Source organism: Pseudomonas sp. FH4 (assembly GCF_000510915.2).
Taxonomy (GTDB): domain Bacteria; phylum Pseudomonadota; class Gammaproteobacteria; order Pseudomonadales; family Pseudomonadaceae; genus Aquipseudomonas; species Aquipseudomonas brenneri.
In genome coordinates this window covers 371,938-391,252 of sequence record NZ_AOHN01000013.1, presented here as the reverse complement: position 1 = coordinate 391,252, position 19,315 = coordinate 371,938, and the positions used below count along the sequence as shown (strand labels likewise).

Sequence of the window (19,315 nt, the reverse complement as noted above, 5' to 3'; positions counted from 1 at the left end):
GTTATAGGTACTTAATGCAAGGGGCGTTGAGGGCGTTGAAGGTTTCGCGGTTGAAGTTCGTGTCGATGAGGTTGAAGTAGCCACCGTCGACACGGATTGTTGCGCCTTCGAAGCTTCCGCCGCTGGTTACAAGGTAGTACGGCCTCTGAGAAGGCATACTGAGGTCAGTGCTCAAGTACAGCCGCATGGTTACCCTGATGATCGCGTCAGCGTCCATGGCTTGACGGATCAGGCCCTGCGCCCTGCCTGTGACTCCATCAATCGCAAAGGTTACGGTTTGGCTCCCGGTGTTGTCCTTTGTCGGGTAGGCAACATCAATGCCCCCCGCCTCAAACGTAACCACTCGGCCATCCTCTGTGCCGCATGTTTGATTTTCAAAACCAGCACAGATAAAGATTGGCTCGGCCCAGGGGATACTGAATATTTCCAGCGTCGGGATCAGAACCTCACTACCTGGCGATGCATAGCAAACGTCGAGTGGGTTCATGCCTCGGGCCACTCCCTGTTTATCGCCATGTCGATGATGTTCTTGTTGAACCAGTACTCTGGGAAGGCCTCCCATCCTGGATCTATCAATGGCCTGTCGCGCAGAAGAAGCGTGCCCGATATCTCGTATCGGTTCACCTGGACAAGCTCTGGACCGTCGTACATCCCCTTGATCTTGCAGATGTAATCCTTGAATCCAACAGGGGTTTTAAGCGTTGCCTCAAACCACAGAGTGCCGTCGACAAGTGTCCGGGCAAACCATGATTCGAAGAACGCCATTTGCGCCTCATCCATGTTCCAGCGCGCCCGTATGGTCGTTGGAACATAGGTGAACTTGCGGCGCTCCCTGTATCGCCCTGACTCTAACTGAGTCTCCATCTTTGGGTTTTCAGTGCTGAGCTTGTATCCGTCATGGAGTGGCAACGGCAGTTCTTTCGGGTACTTGATCATGAGCCCACCGTGCTTAAACCATATTTTTCAGCCATGGCTTGGTGTGCCGGGCCGTCGCTCATAACGCTGGCAACCCAGATATCCACGATATCCCGACCACCTTCGTTTCGGCTTTGAACCTGACCACCACGCGATGCATCCTCATGAATGTTCACCACGACCCCGGCGGACTGCGTGAGTGAAACCCCGCCGCCTCCGCTGCCACCTGATACGGAAACCCGCTCGTTTGAGTTGATCGCCTCCAGCAAGCCACGGTTACGCTTTGTGGCAGCAGCGTTCACAACGAACTCGCCATCACTCAGGCGCGCAGGGATGCTGTCAGATGTCCCGGTACCTGGACCAGAAACGTGCCCGCCAGTACTGAAGCCCCGAGTCAAAGCGAACGCGGCAAGAAGCGCCGTGCCGCCAACCACCGCCGCGGCTCCGAATGAACCGATGGACGCAACCAGAGCTGCAGGCAGCCAGGCGCTAAGGGTTGTGCCCGCCGCCGCTACCTGTGCCGTCTGCACAGTTGCGGTAGCAGCCAAGCTTGAGGCGGTAGCAATACCGTCAGCTGCAACCTTTGCAGTGGCGACGGTTGCGGCCCCGCCAACCTTCACGGCGGTCTCTGTAGTGGTCTGGGCGATTTCCTTGGCAGAAAAGGCAGCGCTGATAGCAGAGTTGATGCCGATCTGCACGCCCATCCGAATGAAGCCGGAAAGCATCTCGCTGACAACCGTGCGACCGATATCCCCAAGCGTACTCAGGGAGAGCGACCCGCTCATCAGCGCACTTGTGATGCTTGTCGAGATTCCGCTGAACGCCCCAGAGAAGATTGATTGAGTCTGGCCTGCGATGTTCATGGCCTGCGTGCCAAAGTTCTGCATGGCCGCCGTCCACCCGTTGATAGGGTTGAGCATGGCCTGGTCCATCTGAGCCCAGCCGGCTTGCACCGCCTCAATCTGGAGAGGAAGGTATTCGTTGGTCAGGTCAATCTGGGCCTGCAGGTCTTGGCGCTGTTTCTCAGTCGTGGCGTTCGCCAGTTCGGTTCGAAGCTCAAGGATTCGGTCGTTCGTTTGCTGCTCAAGCTGCACGCGTTGCTGAAGTCGGGCGGACTGCTGATCGCCCATGCCGACGCCGGCAGCTTCCAGGCTGTACTGCGTGCGCTGGGTGCTGAGCTGCTTCTCAAGCTGCGCCCGGTATTGCTCGGCCTGGGTAAGACCTTGGGCGCCCTTGATGGCTGCGGCGTAGTTCGTCGAGGCCTGGGCCAGTGCTTTGCCGTATTCCTCCTGGTTGATCTTTCCTTTGCTCAGCACCAGATCGAGCTGGGCCTGCTCCTTGGTCAGTGCCCGCGCAGCCTGAGCGGCCGGGTCGTACTGGTTGTAGAGCTTGGCGAAGGTGTTTTCGGCCTCAGGAACACCACGATTCAGGCCCTTTACGGCCTTCGGCTTGTTCTTCTTGGCCTCGCGCGTTTTGATATCGGCGATCTGCTGCTCGATGTTCTTGCGCGCTACAGCGAACTTGGTTTCCTCTTCGGCGGTAAAACCGCCTGCTTTCTGGGCTGAGGAGCGGGCCTTGTCCAAGTCGATCAGCTGCTTGTTGAGCTTTTCAGTCTGAGTTTGAGAGGCCTTGAAGGTCGCATTGATGGTGTCGACGCCCTTCTTGCCAGCGTCCTGAATGGCCTTGCTAGCTGCGTCCTCGGCAGACTTGCGCCCTACCTCGGCGATAGCCGCTTGGAGTTCGGCGGCCTGCTTCTTGAGCTGGTCTACGTTCTGGATATTGAGGCCAAGGCCAAACGCAGCGCGCCCACCTTGCTTGATGCCCTTACCAGCCTCGGCGATCTTGTTCTCAACATCGGCCAACTGCTGCTCAAGCGATTTATCGCGCCCGATATCAAGCATCGCGTCCCAGGCGCCTTTGGCGAACGAGGCGACCGACTTCCACGCCCCCTCAAGCGATCCAAGGTTCCGTTCGATCTCACCGGAACGCGTGCTGATTTCCTCGGCGTAAATGCCGGCGGCCAGCTTTGCAGCACCCATTGTGTCGCCCTGCTCTTGCAGGGAAAGGATGTTCGCGTATTGCGAGGCCGTGAGGATGTTCAGCTCAGCATCGAGCTTCTTGATTGCCTCGACCGGACTCTTGGCAATGTCATTGAACGACTGCACCACCTCGGTAACGTCTCGCCCTGTCTGCTTCGACCATGCCAGGGATGCCTGGGTGATCTCGGCGTACATGGAGGTCAGCGGGTTACCGGCGGCGGCCAGCTTGGTAAGCACTTCAGCAGCGGCGCCTACAGTGGTGCCGGTACTGGCTACTTGGTTCGCCAGGTCGGAAAGTTGGTTCGCGCTGGTGCCGGCGGCGTTTCCGTTCTCGATGAGGATCCGGCCGAAGCGCTCCGACTCCTCGGAGCCTTGGTAATAGGCAACCGTGAGCGCTGCAGCAGCGGCGGCTGCCAAGGTGAATGGGTTAACCAGTCCGGCGACATATCCGCCCAAGGCTCGAGCAGCGGGCGCAATGCCGCCAAACATATCCTTTAGCTGTCCGCCCTGCTGAAGGGCAACCATGGTGATTGGCTGTCCAGCGGCAATAGACGTGAAGATGTCCGTGAACTGAGCAGGAACACCACGCAAAGCCGCAGCATTTTGCTTGGCTGTATTGCCTGTGCGAGTTAGGGAGTCGTCAAACCGAGTTAGTTCAGTACGAGCCTGATTGATCTTGGTCTGATATTCGACAAACGTATCGCCCTCGACGATGCCGGCCTTTTTGAACTTGGCCAGCTTGTCCTGCATGTCGTCCAGGCGGCCCAGGGCTGCTACCGTCGGGTTGATCTGCCCAAGCAGTTGAGCGAGCTCTTTCTTCTGCTGCGCAGCACTGGACGACACGCCATCAGCCGAGGCAGCAGCGGCATCACCGCTTTTCTCCATCCGGTCGAGGGAGTCAGCCATCCGGTTTGCATTTTGCTCGGCGCCACGGGAGTCAATCGTGATTCCAAGGCGTGATTCCTGCGCCATAGCTTTCTCCAGGCGTAAAAAAACCCGCTGGGCGGGCTATGGTTTCTTCGGAGGTCTTGGCTTGTCCTTCTCCTGCTGCTCTTCCCAGTAGGCGCGGAAGTCGTCATCCAGGGCGAAGATGGCTGCATCGAACTCATCGCGGCATATGGCGGTTGGGTTGCGGGACAAGTATTCAGTGATAGCGCCAGGCGAGATTGGGGCCGGGGCGCCGACCATGCCGACGTACTGCCTGGTCCTGCTGATCGGCCCGTATGCCTCAAGGATTTCAGCGGTTACGCCGTCAATCTCCGGGGCTTCTGGAACCGTTCCGCTTAGGCGCTCATGCTTCCAGCGCTTTTTTTCGTTTGCCGCGCCCGCCCACTCGCGGCCCCAGCGGTACGCGGCGAGGGCTTTCCCGCTGTTTCTTTGGCCTTTTCTTCGGCGCGCACAGCTACATCGAGACCGGTCTGCACGGCAATGAAGTAGACCTGCGGCATTTGACGAATCAACTGCACGCACAGCTCTGGGCTGTATTTCGCCGGAACGCCGGGCTTCTCAGCCACATCGACCCCTTCCCAATCAAGGATCAGGTGACGCGCAGCCAGATCAATGAACAGATCATCGTCAGCTTCAAACTCAGCATTCGGGATATCGGCAAGGTTGAATGCCTTGGTGCCGACTTGCGTCTGCTGGTCGATAGCCGCCAAGTGGCGCTTGATCAGGGCCTGGTGCGATTTGTACATCGGGCTAGCGATGGAGCCGACCAGAATCTTCGCGCCCTTGGCGATCTCCACCCAGCGGCTGCCGTCGATATCCAGTTCTGGCTTCTTGTTGATCGTGATGCCCATGGGTATTCCTCTGCGGTAAAAGGCCCGGCACGCACCGCAGGGCGCGCCAGGCAAAGGGTTTAAGCGGTGATGGTGATTTCAGCGGTGTCGGTTTTGGTGACATCCGATTTGCTGGTAGCCGTGATGGTCGCGGTACCAACGGCCACGCCTTTGACCAGGCCGGTAGCGCTGACGCTGGCCTTGGTGGCATCGGAAGTGGTCCAGGTCACAAGCTGGCTTGCGCCTACCGGGGTTACAGCCGCTTCCAGGTCGACAGTGGCGCCCACGGCAACACTGGCGGTGGCCGGGGTTACGGCTACGGCGGCAATAACGATTGGCGCTGGCAGTCGGGTGATGGTCGGTGGCACGCGGCGGCCGGTGTAGCTCAGTTCGACTTGGATGATGTCGGTCGAACCGCCGTCCGGCCAATCACCACTGACTTCCATTTCTGGCAGGAAGAAGGTGTAGCCGCCATCGGCGTTGTTCAGAGTGAACTCGAAGCTCAGTGCATCACCGGTCTGCTGGGCCTTCCAGTAGGTGTAGGCCGCTTTCGACCAGCTCATGGTGATCGAGCCGGACGGAGTGAACGTGGTCGGGATGATGTTGCCCGGGAACGGGTTGCCGTTACCGATGCAGCGCTGAGTCTGGACCGCGTTGTCGAACTGCAGGTTGAAGCTGTCAACACAGGCGTTGTCTTCACCCAACTGCACACCGTTGATCTTCAGGCCGGTTACGTCCTTGAAACCGTAGCGGCGCTGGTTGGTCTCAGCGACAGGGTTGACGATGAACGACGTGTTGTCGGCCTTGTCGTCCCAGGCAATCGCGGCAAAGGTGGTGGTGACGTTGATCTCGTTGTCATTCGGGATCTCGAAATTCATCGTCGCCACTTGGGCACCGCGGGCAATCGCCGCAATACCCACGTCGCTGGCGTAGGAGCCGATCGAGAACGAGATCCGGTCGTTGCCCATGGTTAGGACGTTGCCGGCCCAATCCTTGCCGAAGCATGATGCGAGGAATTCATCCAGCGCACCAAAGCGCAGCTTGGTCTCCACGTCGCCACCAACGTCAACCGTGGTCTGGGCGGTGCCCTGGGCCATGCGATCAACGCCGATTTCGTTGTTCTCTTCCGAGTTGTAAGTCGGCAGCAAGCCGAAGCTAACCCGGGTCAGGACATTCCAGTCGCCGGGAGGGGTGATTCCGGGGGTGATCTCGCGCTTGTACGCGGTTGAGACCTTGGCACCACTGGACATGGGGTGTTTCTCCTATCAATAGGCGTAAAAAAACCGCCATGTGGCGGTGAGTGGTCTGGGCTTAGTACGCCCTGTATGGAATTCGAACGTTGACCTGATACCAGCCCAGGCCGTCGTCGTCTACAACCTGAGCAGAGGCGGCGAAACAATCAAAAGGACCGGATGGATCGCTGTAGTACTCGAAGTGCTGCACAAGCGTGTCCGCGGCTCGCGTGATGGCAAGCGTTCCCTTGTACGTAGGAACGAATAGCTGAATGACGATGATCCCGGTTCGTCGTACGCAAGGCCCTATGCCGACCTCTGGGGTACTGGATAGGCCTGGAACATCTGCGAGCCTGGCCCAGATCGCCCGCCCTTCAGGCTCAAATGGCCCATCGGGATTGTTTGGATCATCGACATCCTCAGCAGGAATACCGGCCCACTGCTCCATGCGGGCCATTACGATGGCGCGAATCTGTTCAAAGGTCATTTGGTATAGGCCTGTGTAACGCCATAGAAGGCGATGCCGTAGATGCCGGCTGGTGCCTGGCGGGAATGCCCATCCTCAAGAGGACCGGCGTACACAAGGTTGTTCTGGATGTAAGTGACCGTGAACGGCTGAAGTCCAGACAGGGCGCTTTCTGCCCGAGCTATTGTCGTCTGCCCCGTCTTGTCGTACTCGTCGAGCGAGTAGTAGACCGGTGAACCAATGCTGACGATGTTGTTGGCCAGGAATCGACCAGTATCTACAGGGGCGCGCAAAACTATCTCGCCCATTATCGCCAGTACTATCGCTCGCTGCCTCTCGACCACGGCCTCGGCAATCACACCAGCAAACAAGGATGGCGGCGTACTCCACGCCCTACCCCCACGCTGCCTGGCCATCAAGCCTTCCTCAGCTGCAGGTCATGGTGAACGCCTGCCGGATCACTTGCTGCTCGTACAACCCGGTAGCCAGTCATTGGCGAGCCAAGTATTGGGACGGTGGCGGTCGTTTTAATCAGGTGACCAACCTTGGGCCTCTCTGGCACCTCGTTGACCAGTGCAATCAACTGGATGTCGCCAACCAGGATGTTCAACTGATCAATACGCTCGGATGCGTACTCATGAAACACGCCGCGCCCGCTATAGATCACGGGCACGGCGGTAGTTTCTTCGGTTATCGGATCGCGAACACCTGGACCCATATACTCACCGGTAAAGGAGGTCACGGACTCAGCGAATACGCTATCGAATAACGCCCCGAAGATTTCCTGCATCTCGTCGCGCATAGTTAGCCCTTATGGAATATCTGGCCTGGCAGCGGCAGTTAGCGGTTTCGTCGTATCCCGCGCCCAGCGAACGGTCACCTGGATAATTCAATAGAGCTCCGGCGCTACTCACAAAGGGCTCGCCAAGTTGGCGCTTTTGCCCTTGCATGCCTGAGTGACTGTGCCTGACCTTCTCGTCACGACGCGTGTCCCAGTCCTTGGTTATGGCCTCTATAGGTAGACCGCGCTCCACCAACTGCTGATAGACACGGTCACGTCCGGCACTGAACGACTCGAGCGCCTCAGTCCTGGCGATCATTTCCGCATGGGTTTGAAGTAGGCGGTCGGAGTAGCGGCCAGCAATGCGCTCCACATCGACATTGTTGACGGCCTTCCCTGCCTTTAGCGCCCGAAGAACCATCGAGTCGAATCGGCGGTCACGGCGCGTGCGAGTCAGGTACTTCTTCAACTGCTCGCGATCACCGCTCAATAACTGGGTGCGCGCATCGGCGACGTACTGAGCGAAGTTTCCTGGGAGCCCTACAGAGCCACCAGTCCGCTTGCCCGTCTGCTTGCTAACTCTGCCAGCCAAGTCCAGCGCGATCTGCCTGGGCGACCTACCAGCCTGTAATCCAGCCGAAACCGTTACTCGCACCGAGTCAACCAGGTCACGATCCATCTGAGCTTTGAGCGAAGCGATGTGATCGCCCAGCCATGACTCGGCGGCTGGCGCCCGCACATCGAACTCCGACTTGCCGGCCGCCTTTGGCACCTGCTTGGTTTCGTAAGCGCCGCCGGCCATGTATCCCGACCGGATCAGCTCAAACAGAAGCCCAAACACACCAAGAGTCAGAGCATCATCCAGGGCGCTCTGATTATTCGACTCGATGTATCGCTCGATTTCCGCTATCACCGCCGCATCGACTACACCGCGCACCTGCTCAAGGTAAGCCCGCTGCATCTTGGGCTCCATACCCTCGATCTGGCGCAGGATGTCTGTCTGATTCACACGGTCACCACGAAAGGCAATGGGCAACGAAGGATCATGATCGGGCCAAGGATGCTGTTGATCATGCCGATCACCGGCTTGTTTGGCTGGTCGTCTCCATCTTCCGGCCCGAAGAACTCGGTTTCCAGCGGACCAACCTTAGCGCGCTTGATGGCCATGGACGCGATGTAGTCAGGATTCAGGCTCCCAGGCTTGACCAGCTCACGCAGCGCCCCCTCATAGGTAGCCTGCTCAATCTCGCGCGGCACCTCGCCATCGGGGATAGGGTCGCCAGACCGATCTACTGCGCCTGTACGCGGCCATTGCAGGGCTTGCGCCCTACCACCAGCCTTACGGCCAGGGAATGACAGCACGCACCCAGTCGTAGGCAACTGAGTGCCAATGCCATCGATGTAGGCTGATGCTCGCGCCAGGGCTTCTTCTTTGGCCTGCTCTGTGGCAGCCGCCCAAGCGGCATTGCCACGGGCCGAGTGGTAAGCGTCAGCGCCCGCCACGGTACCGTAGTAGTCAGCCATCATCATTCTCGAATAGGTGGAGCGGCATGCGCTCCGGGTTTTGCGAGGTATTACGCCTTGGCGGTAGCCAGCGCTGCCTGGAGGTCTTCCAGGCTCGCTTCCTTGTCGAACTCAACATTCAGCGTGGTCAGCTCGCCAATTACGGCTTGCTTCTGTTCAGCAACAACCTTTTCCGCAGCAGCCAGTTTTGCTCGCAACGTATCGATCTTGGTGTTGCCAGCGGCGACAATGCCCAGCTCTTTCAGGCGGGCCAAAACCTGCTCCTTGCTCATAAGGGGCGAATCATCATCACCCTCTACCAACAAGACGCCGGTCTCGACGTAGAACGCCAGGTTCTGGCGATCTCGATAGTCAGCCCACTGAGGAACATCCAGTTCACCGCGTGGAGGGACTACCGAGCCATCAGGAAGGCCTATAGGGGTCTTGCTATGGGTATTCTTTACCAGAGCCATGTGACCCCCTTAGATTCCGTCTGTGTAGCGGACTTCGGCAGGACGGCGAATGTCCACACCGCCCAGGCGGAAGATGCCGGGCACTTCCCAACGAATCGGGCCAGCCTGATAAACAGGCAGGAAGCGATGCGGCATAGGGATGTGCATTTTCAGCACACTTGGATCACGGCGATAGCTGATCATTCGCGCGGTACCACCTGCGCCCGCGGTGTCCAGGCCGTTCAGGCCTTTGAGCAGCAGCGGCCGGCCGGTGGTGGCGGTGTAAACGTTGTTCTTCTGCAGGTAGGTCAGGATCGACTCAAGGCCTTGGTCATTCACTTTGCGAGTGGCGAGCAGCAGGAACTTGCTGTACGGCAGCAACAGAGTGTCGGAGAACGCGGTGAACATCGTCCCGGCCGCTTGCACGGTCAGAGATGTGTTGACGTCAGCCAGGATCTGGTCGGCGGTCGCAGGGCCCCAGTTACCGGTGACAGCGGTGCCGGCAGTAACGCCTGGGAAGTTGAACAGGCCAGAGAAGCCTTTCGACGCATCACCTGCCAGCGCAACGCGATCGACCATTTCTTCATAGGCACGACGCGCGGCACTAGCATCATCAGCAGTCAGGCTCAGACCAAGCATTTGGGCCTGGCTGATTTCTTCCAGGCCGTAGCCGTAGCCGATACCTGCCATATGCACGGAGGTCTCGAACTTGGTTCGCTCAGTGCTGGCCAAGGGGATATCGTCGGCATTACCGTTGATCCAGTCAGCCTTACCCACCTTGTCGGACGAGTAGTAGGTGACACTCTTGATCCATTCAGGAGCGGAGGTGTCGACCGGGATCAGCCCAGGGTACTGGATGTCCGCGTAGACGATTTCGTTTACCTGGCGCTCGATGAACGAGGTCTGGGAAACAACGAAACCCAGTGCTGCTTGGGCGTCGAGGAGTTGAAGATGGCGCATGTTTTCTCCTTAGCCCAGGCGGACTTGAGCGATTTGGTTGGTACCGGTGGTGCTGGTATCGAATCGAGCGCCAGCAACCAGTACGTTGTCGGTAGCCACGTTCGTCCACACGCCAGTGGCCGGCACAAAGTAGACAGGGTCGCCTGCGGCCACTTGCACCGAAGCAGTTACCCAGATGGCGCCCTTAGTCATGACGCGTGCCGACTCGTACTGGCTGTAGGCGTTAGCCTCGGCCTTGACGGATCGGTCACGAACACTGATACCAACGAACTTCGCAGCAGTGTCACCAGTGGTAGAGGCGCGACCGGCCTTGTCTGCTGTGCCTTGGATAACTGGGATACCGAATGCCAGGCCGCCAGCCGCTTGCACGGTGCGCGAGATAAGCGTCTTCGGGATCATGTCAACGATCATGCCCGGCAAGCCGGCGCGGATGTTCGCGGTATAGCTAGTTTGAACGGCCATTACTTGGTCTCCCCTTTCCAGGCATCGTTGAGGCGAGCTTCATAGGCCGACTGGCCGTTGTCGTTCGGGTTCTTTTGCTTGCCGTCTTGAGCCTGGAAGTGTTGACGGACAGGATCTTTGGCGGCGTCTTCGACCAGAATCTCGAAGCGCGCATCGATGTAGGCGTCGGCCTTACCCGTTACGGCTGCATCACCCAGCTTGGCGATGACCACGGCCTTGCGGATCTCGGCATCGGTCTTGCCGGTGTAGTCGGCATCGGCGATCGACTTGGCCTTACTGATCAGGTCGGCACGGGCAGTTACGCGCTTGTCGATGTCGGCATCGCTCAGTTGCTTGCCTTTCAGGGCGTCGATCTCGGCGTCCTTTTGGGCCAGCTCGCCGTCCTTCAGCGCAATTGCGGTAGCGTGCGCATCGGTCAGGTTCTTGGTGGCAGTAGCGGCATCGGCAAGCTTGGTGCTCAGCTTCTCGATGGCCTGTGCGCCTTGCTCGGTGACATCAATGGAGATGCCATCGACAAGGAGTTTTCGCAGTGCATCAGCCATGTCATGGCCTCCTTTGGGGGTGTTTGGGTTGTGGTCACCGATGCGAAGATCGATGCCGCCTCGAGCGCGATGCTCAAGGCTGAGGTGATTCATCTTCATCGGGCCGAGATAGCAGTCGTACTGCTCGCCATCGCCTGTAACGCCATCCTGGAAGACGACTTCGGCGCCGTATCCCATGGAGAGCTCACGCTTGCCCGACTCGTAATCAGCAATGGCCTTGGCATCCATCAGCACCAGAGGCACCTTGACGAACTGCCCGTCGCGAACCACTTCACCACCGGTCTGGCCGATCGCGACGTCCTTCCAGTTCTTGGAGTTGACGCCATCACCGCCCGGGTGGCCGTTGGTCATTGGCCGGTATGCGTACGAGTGCATGGCGTCAGCGTGGAATACCGCGCTTTCGGGCCGGTAGACGCGCACGATTGGCTTGTCGCGCAGGCCGTGTTCGTTGTCCGGGTCAATCTCGGTGCCCAGGTAGTCCTGGATACCGGTGCGCGCGACCCTTGCCTCGGCCACCAGGTAACCGTCCTCGGTGCGCCGTACGCCCGTGACTGGCACGGAGTCGGTGAAGATCATGGGGCGAGCTCCTCGAAGATCTCAGGGCCCAGCTCAATCGCGCCACGGTAGGGCTCGACCTTGTCGATATCGACGGTGCCGGGTTCGTAGGTGAAGGTGATGTGGGGCTGGTACTCCGGCCAATCCCAAGACGCGCCAGCCTCAACAATGGTGACGTGTCGCCAGGCCAGCTCGGAACTGTTGAACAGCAGCACCACCGCGCCTTCGCCGAACTTGTCGACCAGCCGTGCGCCACCAGGTGCGATCTTGAGCTCGCCCTTGCCATCACCCGACCATGATTCGCCGACCTTCATCCAATCGACCAGGTTGCGGCTGTAGGCTACGGTGACGTGCAGTTCTTCCGCTGGCAGAGTCGAGTCGAACCCTTGCGCCTTGGCCCAAGCGACGATGTCGGCACCATTGGTTACCTTGCGGGACACGTACAGCGTGCGCGGCTCGGCATCGGACAGGGCTTTCTTGCCCCTTACCGGATCGTCTTCACTTACCGGAAGATCGCCATCACCCGCTCCACCCTCTTCGTCTGGTAGCTCGCTGCCGAACTCCTCGATGGCCGCCTCCAGCCCAGGCATTACGCTTTGCTCAACCAGCAACGTGGTGGATGCCTTGCTCAAGGCCTCTTCAGGCCATAGCTTGGTTTCGCCGAGGATCTTGATCGTCTCTGCAGTACGCTTATTGATCTCGGATCGCTCGTTAGCTGTTGGCTGCCACAGCGGGTTCCAAACGTAGTGGATCTGAGCAGGCCGGGAGCCAAGCGCTGATCGAATCAGGCAGTCATCCAGCAATCGCAATGCTGGAGACATATCAAGCTCTTGCGCAGCCTGGATGCGGTCGTAGTAGTTGCGAAGGTCAGCCTCACCGGTAGAGTTGAGACCGGACGGGGATTGTCCAAGGAGCCGAGTTGCCGGAATATCCGCCGCTCCGGACACCGCCTGAAGGAATCTGTCGATGATGTCGGGCAAAGTGCTGAAGTTGGCTGACTTGGTCTCGTACTCCTCCTCCTTGTCGAGCAGAAGAGTTCCGTTGATCCCCTTGGCGGTGGCCGCGAGCTGCGTACGCTCGAGCACCTGTGCGCGAAACTCTGGGTCCTGGACCCGCTCCATGAAGTCGGGAATCTTGATCACATCGACCTTGGCTTCGAAAACCATGCTGGCAACGTTTGCCATGGTGGCGTCCGACTGTTTGATCGACTCGAACAGGGCTTGCAGTACCGAGTCACCCCAGCCGAACTCATTGCCGCTTGCTACTTCTGGGTCTGGATGCTCAGCGCCAGAGAAGATCACCAACCGCGACGGGTGAATGTCCAGTTGGCTGCCGGCCAGGCGATATGCCTTGGGCTTACCGAACAGCTCTTGCTGCGGATCTTGCTCGATCTCCGTAGGAGACAGCTGCCGACGATTCATCACCGCCAGGTACTTGATACCCCCAGAGGACACCACTTCTGATCTGAGAGGAGTAGCGGTATTCCGCTCCCCTGTACCGATGAAGATGGCTGCACCCCCGAAAAGGCGCGCCCTGGTCATGGCCTGGCGTACCTTCGCACGAAGCCCTAGGCGCATTTCCTCGGCCTCGATCTTCTCGATCTGCGGCTTATCCGCCTGCCAGCCTCTCCAGCGCCTCGTTGCATCAAGCGCTGGTATGTCGACAATCTTCCGTGGCAACCAGGCCCCTCGGTAGGCTTTGATCAATTGCTCATCGGTCAACAGAACGGGCGCATAGGTCGAACTGGACGACTTGTCCCGCTCGGTCCCCAGGTTCGCCACCAGGTTGACCAGTTTGTCACTCAGGTAGCGAACTACGCCCATTAGGAGACACCTGCATAAGAGAATCGGCCTTTAGCTGGCCATTCGACGTCGACGCAATAGCCGATCGCGGTTGTGATGTGTTGGTAGTCGTTCTTCTGGTCCTCTTGGAAGGAGGATCCTGTTTGAAGCTGGACGGTGCTAAGTCCCTTGTGGCACCAGGGCGCCTTGGCGGGGTTAACGAATAGGCTCACATCACCAGATGCAGTCATGATCTTGGCCCTTACCGCGTTCTGCCGATCCTTGATAGCCGGGTGCGCAGCCTTGACCTTTCGGGTGTACCGCCAGCCATTTGCCTTCAGTACGCCCTCAATGTCGGTGTAGTCAGATGCGTGGCCATGCTTCTCGCCAGCCTTGCCCGCCGGATCACCGTAGATCAGCACATGCTTGTTCTGGTGATCCTTGAACTTGTCGACGAACTCGATGGCGGCCTGCTTGGATACAGCGCTGATCAGGACAATCTCGTCCAGCAGGTACAGGTCTTTTCCGTTATTTCGCCTGACGCCCACCGCTGACGACAAGGGAGTGAAGTTCTGGTCGTGCATCCACATCAGCTGCTCATGCGGCTCGATGACTGCGTTCGTGGTGTTCGCCTTGCTGTAGTCCTCGTAGATCCGGCCAGAAGCCGTTTCAAACGATGCCTCGAACTCCTGCTTGAACTGCTTGGCAGACATAGCCCGCTTCATAGCGTCCATTACGTCAGCAGGCAGGATCTCGGCAGACTTCCAGTGGAAGACGCGAAAGTTGGGGTCTTCTCCGCTCTCGGCCTGCATGCACAAGTCGTAGTAATGGTTCAGGCCGTCCGGCACGCCTAGCAGCCAGCACCAGGCCCTGTAATCCGGCATGGTCGGGTTGACGGTGTTCAGCGCCGGGAGAATGTTTGCCTCCCATGCATCTGGTTTGATGTCGGCGAACTCATCAATGCCGCCACCCGTCCACGGGATACCCTCAATCCGCTGCGGCTTGTCCAGGCCGATGACGTGAATCTCGCTACCGTTGTCCAGGTAGATGATCAGGTCCGATTCGGAAGGCCGCCGGCTGTGCATGCAGCAGAGCGTGAAAGCTTTCAGGTCATCCCAGAAGATCTTCTTGGCCTGGGCGTGCGTTGGTGCCGCAGCGAAGTACATGCCGGCATAAGCCGATGCCTGCTTAACGACGAAACGCTTGAACCGCTCGGTCTTGCCGCTACGGCGTCCAGCAGGAACCAAGGGGAAGCGAATGCCTTCCGCTACAGCAGCAACCAGGGCGAGCTGTACAGGGTGATCTTTGAGCGGATACCAACGTGACAACTGACGATCAAGCATCAGGTTGCCGGTGTTCGCGATCATGACGGAAGCCTCGCGATCAGATCAGCCAGTAGCTGGGCGTTGGAATTGCCTCCACCCTTCTCTATCAGTTTGAGTTCGGCCTTACGCTTCTCGATCTCAAGCATTTTGATTTCTTCATCAAGCGACTTGTCAGGCTCTACGCGACGATTGACGTAGACGTCACCAGTCTCCTTGGCGGCCTGCTCGTACAACTGAGCGGTCAGCGCCAGGTTACGCATGTTCTCGGCCTTCTCAGCCATTCGTCCCAGGCCACGAAGCCGGTACGCCCGGTTGGCGATCGGGATCTCTGCTGTGTCCTCGCGGAAACGCTTGCGGGTATCGTGGAATAGGGTATGCCACTTGATGGCAAGCCCCTTTCCTGCCGCCTTGGTCGGGTTGTGCGTCTCTACCTGCTGCCGGGTAACCACAACCCCAAACTCGTTCTTGACGGCCTCCACAACCTGAGAAGGTGTGTCAAAGCACGCCAGAGCCTGAACGATGAAGCTCTTCACCTCATTTTTCAGGGTTGCCATAGGGTCTCATCCGTCTAGAGCCTGTCTAGAATCAGGCCAGCTTGAGCAGACAGGTTCCGCAAGCCCTCGATATGTTCAATTTCCCCACCTCAGCAGGACTGTTTGCAGCTTCCACCAACGCTTGAACGTCAGGGCTTGCACCGTAGCGGCGGACGACACCGACGAACTCTTCTACGTCGTGGCCGCGCATCTCCAGCTTGGGTGCGCCGTCCTTGGTGAAGGCTGGTTGACCGTACTTATCCGTGGCGTGTGCGATGTGATAAAGCTCGTGCTCTACCAGCGCACAAAAGTCGGTGTCGCTGCACTGGACGCAGTAGTCAGCGGCCAGAGTGATGATGTAGGCCGGCACATCGCCGAACCAATCACGCATCTGTTGCTCCATCCGGGCTTTCTGCCAACCGCCGGCGCGGAACGCCACTTGTTCGGCTTGGCCCAGCACCGTGCGGCCCTGCTTGGCGAAGCTCGAGGACGCCCACATGATCCGAATGTCTGCATCCAGCAAGTGGGCATGGTCTTCGTTGTGAATGCTGCCGGTGTCGGAAAGGAGCTCGGTCTGGAGCCACTCCCATACCTCAGGCGCCGGAGTTAAGCGAATGCCGAAGTCGGAAAGCTCGGAAAGCTCAAGTAGTGACGCCGGAGGGTACGGTCTATCCACAACTCCTCCAATGTCGCGCCACGATTTGGCGCATTCGAAAACGTGGCGCGGATTACTGATCTCTTCGATCAATGCCTTCAGACGCCTTAGGGCAGCCCATGCACTGTTCGCAGTTAAGTGTCCTACACAGCCAGGCCTTGACCGTCTGCCAGTAGGTGACCATGAAGATGTGGCGGGCACCGGCCAGGGCCAGGGACACATGAAGCGTCAGACCTGCGGTTGTCGGGCCAAAGAAGATGTTCTGGCTGCGCACCATCACGACGAAACCGGTAATGGCGATGGTCGAGTAGATCAGCTTCCCGAGGATTCCGTCTCTCACCTTCCCGCTCAGTACGCACCAGGTCGCCCACAGTGCGATCAGGCCGCAAGCTATGGAGTTGATCAATTCAAGGTTCATGGTGGATTGCCTCCCCCGAACCGCTGGCGGATAAGCGCCCAGAGGTCAGCGGCTTTGATGGCTCGGTTGATTGCTGCAAGGAGCGAACCGCCGAACGTGCCCAGGAGAAAGCCAATGCCGGCGACGATCTTCGGCTCAGTGACATTCAGGTAAGTGCTCACCATGCTCGTCAAATACAGTGAGCAGGCCACACCGGTGATCAAGAACACCATCCAAGCTCGCCAGTCGGACAAGTCATCCTTGTGCCACCAGCTTGCAACAACGGCCCCAATCAGGCCCGCAATCAACAATTCGAACCTGTCGATCTTGTCGAGCAGGCGCTGTAGATACTCCATGCGCTCTACTCCGTGGGGCATGTTTGGGAATTGAATCGGCCCCAGCAGCACTCCCAGCTCGGAGCAATGGGCGTGGTGGAGCCGAAAGATTGGGACTTGATACGTCCGGGAAAGCATCCACTTGGGTAGCGGCTTTCCTCGGAGGTACAAAAAAGCCCGGCGCATATGTCCGGGCTTTTTCTATTGCTTCCAGGCGTATTCAGCAGGGAGTCAGGCCGACACCGTCAGGCGCAGGCTTGGCCGAGGCCATCACGAAGTGGTTGCTGGATGCGCGCAGGTTGGATGCCAAACTTTCATCAGTGGTCTGGCCACCCGTTCGCCACATGGCCAGGGTCAGCTCCAGGCGCTTCACGCCGACGCTTGGCAGTTCGGCCAGCATCACCACGGATCGATAAGCGTAGGCTGCAGGCTCGGCGAATGCCGACAGGGAGAAACAGGACAGGCAGGCGGCGAGCACCAGGCCCAGGTAAGCGGACATTCGCTTCATCATTCGGCATTCCTTGTGGTGGGTTTCTTTGGGCAATAAAAAACCCGACGCGGTGGCCGGGTTTGTTTGTCTCTTGCATCACCTACATGCGCAAGTACGACAGGATGGGCACATAATCGGCGAACCGGCAGGCCCTGTCAAGGCCCTCTAAGCTGCATCCTGATCATCGAAGAAAACGCCCTCCTTGGTAAGGATCTCGGCAGCTTCAAGAAGCGCCTCATTGACCAGCTTATCGAGGCCCTTGAATATCTTGCGGCGCCAGTCCCGCCTGGTGCGCTCAGGCGTACCATCCAAGTCCCAGGTGTTCATGTCGTAGTTATGGGCTGGCAGGATGATTACGCCTTCGCACGGCGCTTCCTGGCGCTGCTTGAGCTTGGCATTGATCGCCTTCTGGGCTTTTGCCACCGCCGCCTTCCTCCAGGCCGGGGCATCATCATCAACCTCAAGCTTCACCTTTCCAGCAGGCGCGCGCTCGGCCCCGCCCAACTGCGGATAGGCCCACGCCGTAACCGCCTTGGTCAGGAACAGGCGTGGTGCCGGCGACGAAACATGCGACACGATCCGGCCTATAGCGCCAACCTTTGAGGCCATGTGCGTCGAGTAGCAGGCGTTCAAGGCCATCCAGTGTTTCGGCGCAAGGCAAGAGTGCAGCCGGCCAAACACCCAGCAATCTGTAAGGAATGCCGCTTCCTTGCCTACGATCTCCCCCTTGAGTTTGTTGGCCTGGACCTTTGGCGTGTAATCACAGCCGCCGGCGCTGTTGATCGTCTCGGACGCCAACGCACGGATAACTGCGGAAATAACGTCTCGATAGATCATTTATCACCCCCACGACGCTTGTTTTTGCGCGACATGAATTCTTGGAAGCTTCGGTTGCGGCGCCCATTGGTAGCAACGAGGATTATTAAAGAAACGGCGGCAACAGACAGCGCCAAGATGATCAGAGCTTCTTCAGGTGTCATGCAGCAGCCCTCTTGAGTTCTCTGGTCTTTGCCCGGTATTCGGCGGTGATGGCTTTCAGTTGCTCTATGGTTTCCTTGCGCGGGGTGTGGTCGGCTTCCAGCGACTCGACAGCCTCCAGGCCGATGCGGCCGATCAGCCCTTCCCGGAACGCCTGCGAAACCGTTTGGCCCTTTCGGGCGTACTTGGACGAACCGGCATTACAGCTCTTGCACTGCAACCAAATATTGCTGGGCACCAGCCTTAACTCTGGCCGAGCGCCCTTGCCGAGGAAGTGCCCCGCATCGAACACCCCTCCAGTCTTCCAACCCTGGGCGTGGAGGATTGATTCCTGTGACTCCCCGCAGCTGATGCACCCGCTACCGATACTCAGTTCGTAGGTGCGCCGGTAATCGCGCACAGCCTTCTCTGCGTCCTTCACGTGGTCCGCCCGGGTCTTCAGCGCCTCCTTGCGCACCTTGATGTCCCGGCGACCGGCCTGGGCCAGCGACTTCTTCTCCTTAGCCTTCTGCACCTCTACGGTTGCCAGCGCACACTTAGGACTGCACACGGCCTGCCCGAGGCGCTGAGGCGCGAATGAGGCCTTGCATGCTGGGTTCTTGCAGGTCTTGGGCTTGGGTTGTTTGGTGGCAAGCATTATTCGGCCTCCTTGGCGGGGTACACAGTCCATTTGCCGATCCCATTCCATACGCCTGAGCCGCCCATGTGATTGATCGAACCTGGGGCGGCGCCGAGCGAAACGGTGAAGAATCCGAACCAGACCTGGGGCGCATACACCCAAGATGGGAATTTACGACCCTTAAACCCGTGAACTTTCCCGCACGCCCAGCAGAACCGGGTGAAGGACGCCGCGGCGATAGCGGTGTAGATCAGGTATCCGCACACTTTTGCCAGGTTCCAAATCAACCACCCGTTGAAAGCCAGACCGCATCCAACTACCCACCAGACAAACCAATTAATCTCGCTCATACCGCCTCCTTGGCTTTCTGCCGGTTGTTGCCGAACAATGGCGCCTGCCCCTCGGCCAGCGTCCAGTCGAACTTCTCTTTGCAACCTGTAGCGCACTGGCGCATGTTCAGGCTTGGTAGGTTGGTCATTGGCTCGCCGCAGTCAGGGCAAGGCTTTCCGTGTCCGTT

General features: G+C 58.7%; 26 protein-coding genes. All 26 read right to left on the bottom strand.

Annotation, left to right across the window (positions count from 1 at the left end):
* Position 1: 1 nt before the first annotated feature.
* Complete coding sequence (locus H097_RS10620; RefSeq protein WP_032859618.1) at positions 2 to 487, bottom strand: DUF1833 family protein; 486 nt, start codon at positions 485 to 487, stop codon at positions 2 to 4.
* The gene (locus H097_RS10615) at positions 484 to 936 is read right to left on the bottom strand and encodes a hypothetical protein (RefSeq protein WP_032859617.1); all 453 of its coding nucleotides are present in this window, start codon (positions 934 to 936) and stop codon (positions 484 to 486) included. Before H097_RS10615 ends, H097_RS10620 begins: the two co-directional genes overlap by 4 nt.
* Positions 933 to 3,926: a phage tail length tape measure family protein gene (locus tag H097_RS10610; protein WP_050593332.1), complete on the bottom strand. Its 2,994-nt coding sequence runs from the start codon at positions 3,924 to 3,926 to the stop codon at positions 933 to 935. Before H097_RS10610 ends, H097_RS10615 begins: the two co-directional genes overlap by 4 nt.
* Before the next feature lie 311 nt (positions 3,927 to 4,237).
* Entirely contained in the window at positions 4,238 to 4,753 is a 516-nt protein-coding gene (locus tag H097_RS10600; protein WP_241495422.1) for a hypothetical protein, read from the bottom strand.
* Positions 4,754 to 4,812: 59 nt separating this feature from the next.
* A complete protein-coding gene (locus H097_RS10595) occupies positions 4,813 to 5,982 on the bottom strand; it encodes a phage tail tube protein (RefSeq protein WP_032859613.1) in 1,170 nt (389 codons plus the stop codon).
* A 61-nt stretch (positions 5,983 to 6,043) separates the two neighbouring features.
* Complete coding sequence (locus H097_RS10590) at positions 6,044 to 6,451, bottom strand: phage tail terminator-like protein (RefSeq protein ID WP_032859611.1); 408 nt, start codon at positions 6,449 to 6,451, stop codon at positions 6,044 to 6,046.
* Positions 6,448 to 6,846, bottom strand: a complete 399-nt coding sequence (locus H097_RS10585) for a hypothetical protein (protein WP_032859608.1) — start codon at positions 6,844 to 6,846, stop codon at positions 6,448 to 6,450. Before H097_RS10585 ends, H097_RS10590 begins: the two co-directional genes overlap by 4 nt.
* Positions 6,846 to 7,232: a hypothetical protein gene (locus H097_RS10580; RefSeq protein ID WP_032859605.1), complete on the bottom strand. Its 387-nt coding sequence runs from the start codon at positions 7,230 to 7,232 to the stop codon at positions 6,846 to 6,848. Before H097_RS10580 ends, H097_RS10585 begins: the two co-directional genes overlap by 1 nt.
* The gene (locus tag H097_RS10575; protein WP_082445557.1) at positions 7,189 to 8,220 is read right to left on the bottom strand and encodes a phage minor head protein; all 1,032 of its coding nucleotides are present in this window, start codon (positions 8,218 to 8,220) and stop codon (positions 7,189 to 7,191) included. Before H097_RS10575 ends, H097_RS10580 begins: the two co-directional genes overlap by 44 nt.
* On the bottom strand, positions 8,217 to 8,735 hold the full coding sequence (locus H097_RS10570) for a DnaT-like ssDNA-binding protein (protein WP_032859709.1): 519 nt from the start codon (positions 8,733 to 8,735) through the stop codon (positions 8,217 to 8,219). The genes H097_RS10575 and H097_RS10570 overlap by 4 nt, the downstream gene beginning before the upstream one ends.
* Before the next feature lie 50 nt (positions 8,736 to 8,785).
* Positions 8,786 to 9,187, bottom strand: coding sequence for a hypothetical protein (locus H097_RS10565; protein WP_032859603.1), 402 nt, complete (start codon positions 9,185 to 9,187; stop codon positions 8,786 to 8,788).
* Between the two features lie 9 nt (positions 9,188 to 9,196).
* Positions 9,197 to 10,126, bottom strand: coding sequence for a major capsid family protein (locus H097_RS10560; RefSeq protein ID WP_032859602.1), 930 nt, complete (start codon positions 10,124 to 10,126; stop codon positions 9,197 to 9,199).
* A 9-nt stretch (positions 10,127 to 10,135) separates the two neighbouring features.
* Positions 10,136 to 10,588: a DUF2190 family protein gene (locus tag H097_RS10555; RefSeq protein WP_032859600.1), complete on the bottom strand. Its 453-nt coding sequence runs from the start codon at positions 10,586 to 10,588 to the stop codon at positions 10,136 to 10,138.
* Positions 10,588 to 11,706 (bottom strand): DUF2213 domain-containing protein, encoded by a 1,119-nt coding sequence (locus H097_RS10550; protein WP_032859598.1) that lies wholly within the window; start codon positions 11,704 to 11,706, stop codon positions 10,588 to 10,590. Before H097_RS10550 ends, H097_RS10555 begins: the two co-directional genes overlap by 1 nt.
* On the bottom strand, positions 11,703 to 13,508 hold the full coding sequence (locus H097_RS10545) for a phage portal protein (protein ID WP_032859597.1): 1,806 nt from the start codon (positions 13,506 to 13,508) through the stop codon (positions 11,703 to 11,705). The genes H097_RS10550 and H097_RS10545 overlap by 4 nt, the downstream gene beginning before the upstream one ends.
* The gene (locus H097_RS10540) at positions 13,508 to 14,833 is read right to left on the bottom strand and encodes a hypothetical protein (RefSeq protein ID WP_050593331.1); all 1,326 of its coding nucleotides are present in this window, start codon (positions 14,831 to 14,833) and stop codon (positions 13,508 to 13,510) included. The genes H097_RS10545 and H097_RS10540 overlap by 1 nt, the downstream gene beginning before the upstream one ends.
* Positions 14,830 to 15,345 carry a DUF2280 domain-containing protein gene (locus tag H097_RS10535; RefSeq protein WP_082445556.1) on the bottom strand — a complete coding sequence of 172 codons (516 nt, stop codon included), beginning with the start codon at positions 15,343 to 15,345 and terminating at the stop codon, positions 14,830 to 14,832. Before H097_RS10535 ends, H097_RS10540 begins: the two co-directional genes overlap by 4 nt.
* Before the next feature lie 31 nt (positions 15,346 to 15,376).
* Positions 15,377 to 16,000 carry a putative metallopeptidase gene (locus H097_RS10530; RefSeq protein ID WP_032859596.1) on the bottom strand — a complete coding sequence of 208 codons (624 nt, stop codon included), beginning with the start codon at positions 15,998 to 16,000 and terminating at the stop codon, positions 15,377 to 15,379.
* A 52-nt stretch (positions 16,001 to 16,052) separates the two neighbouring features.
* On the bottom strand, positions 16,053 to 16,397 hold the full coding sequence (locus tag H097_RS10525) for a hypothetical protein (protein WP_032859595.1): 345 nt from the start codon (positions 16,395 to 16,397) through the stop codon (positions 16,053 to 16,055).
* Positions 16,394 to 16,732, bottom strand: a complete 339-nt coding sequence (locus tag H097_RS10520; protein WP_032859704.1) for a hypothetical protein — start codon at positions 16,730 to 16,732, stop codon at positions 16,394 to 16,396. The genes H097_RS10525 and H097_RS10520 overlap by 4 nt, the downstream gene beginning before the upstream one ends.
* A 199-nt stretch (positions 16,733 to 16,931) precedes the next feature.
* Positions 16,932 to 17,222 (bottom strand): hypothetical protein, encoded by a 291-nt coding sequence (locus H097_RS10515; protein ID WP_032859592.1) that lies wholly within the window; start codon positions 17,220 to 17,222, stop codon positions 16,932 to 16,934.
* A gap of 144 nt (positions 17,223 to 17,366) precedes the next feature.
* The gene (locus H097_RS10510) at positions 17,367 to 18,038 is read right to left on the bottom strand and encodes a hypothetical protein (protein ID WP_032859591.1); all 672 of its coding nucleotides are present in this window, start codon (positions 18,036 to 18,038) and stop codon (positions 17,367 to 17,369) included.
* On the bottom strand, positions 18,035 to 18,181 hold the full coding sequence (locus tag H097_RS28165) for a hypothetical protein (RefSeq protein ID WP_156356787.1): 147 nt from the start codon (positions 18,179 to 18,181) through the stop codon (positions 18,035 to 18,037). Before H097_RS28165 ends, H097_RS10510 begins: the two co-directional genes overlap by 4 nt.
* Positions 18,178 to 18,819 (bottom strand): recombination protein NinG, encoded by a 642-nt coding sequence (locus H097_RS10505; protein ID WP_032859701.1) that lies wholly within the window; start codon positions 18,817 to 18,819, stop codon positions 18,178 to 18,180. Before H097_RS10505 ends, H097_RS28165 begins: the two co-directional genes overlap by 4 nt.
* Positions 18,816 to 19,148, bottom strand: a complete 333-nt coding sequence (locus H097_RS10500; protein WP_032859590.1) for a hypothetical protein — start codon at positions 19,146 to 19,148, stop codon at positions 18,816 to 18,818. The genes H097_RS10505 and H097_RS10500 overlap by 4 nt, the downstream gene beginning before the upstream one ends.
* The gene (locus H097_RS29010) at positions 19,145 to 19,276 is read right to left on the bottom strand and encodes a hypothetical protein (protein ID WP_277620663.1); all 132 of its coding nucleotides are present in this window, start codon (positions 19,274 to 19,276) and stop codon (positions 19,145 to 19,147) included. The genes H097_RS10500 and H097_RS29010 overlap by 4 nt, the downstream gene beginning before the upstream one ends.
* Between the last annotated feature and the right edge of the window lie 39 nt (positions 19,277 to 19,315).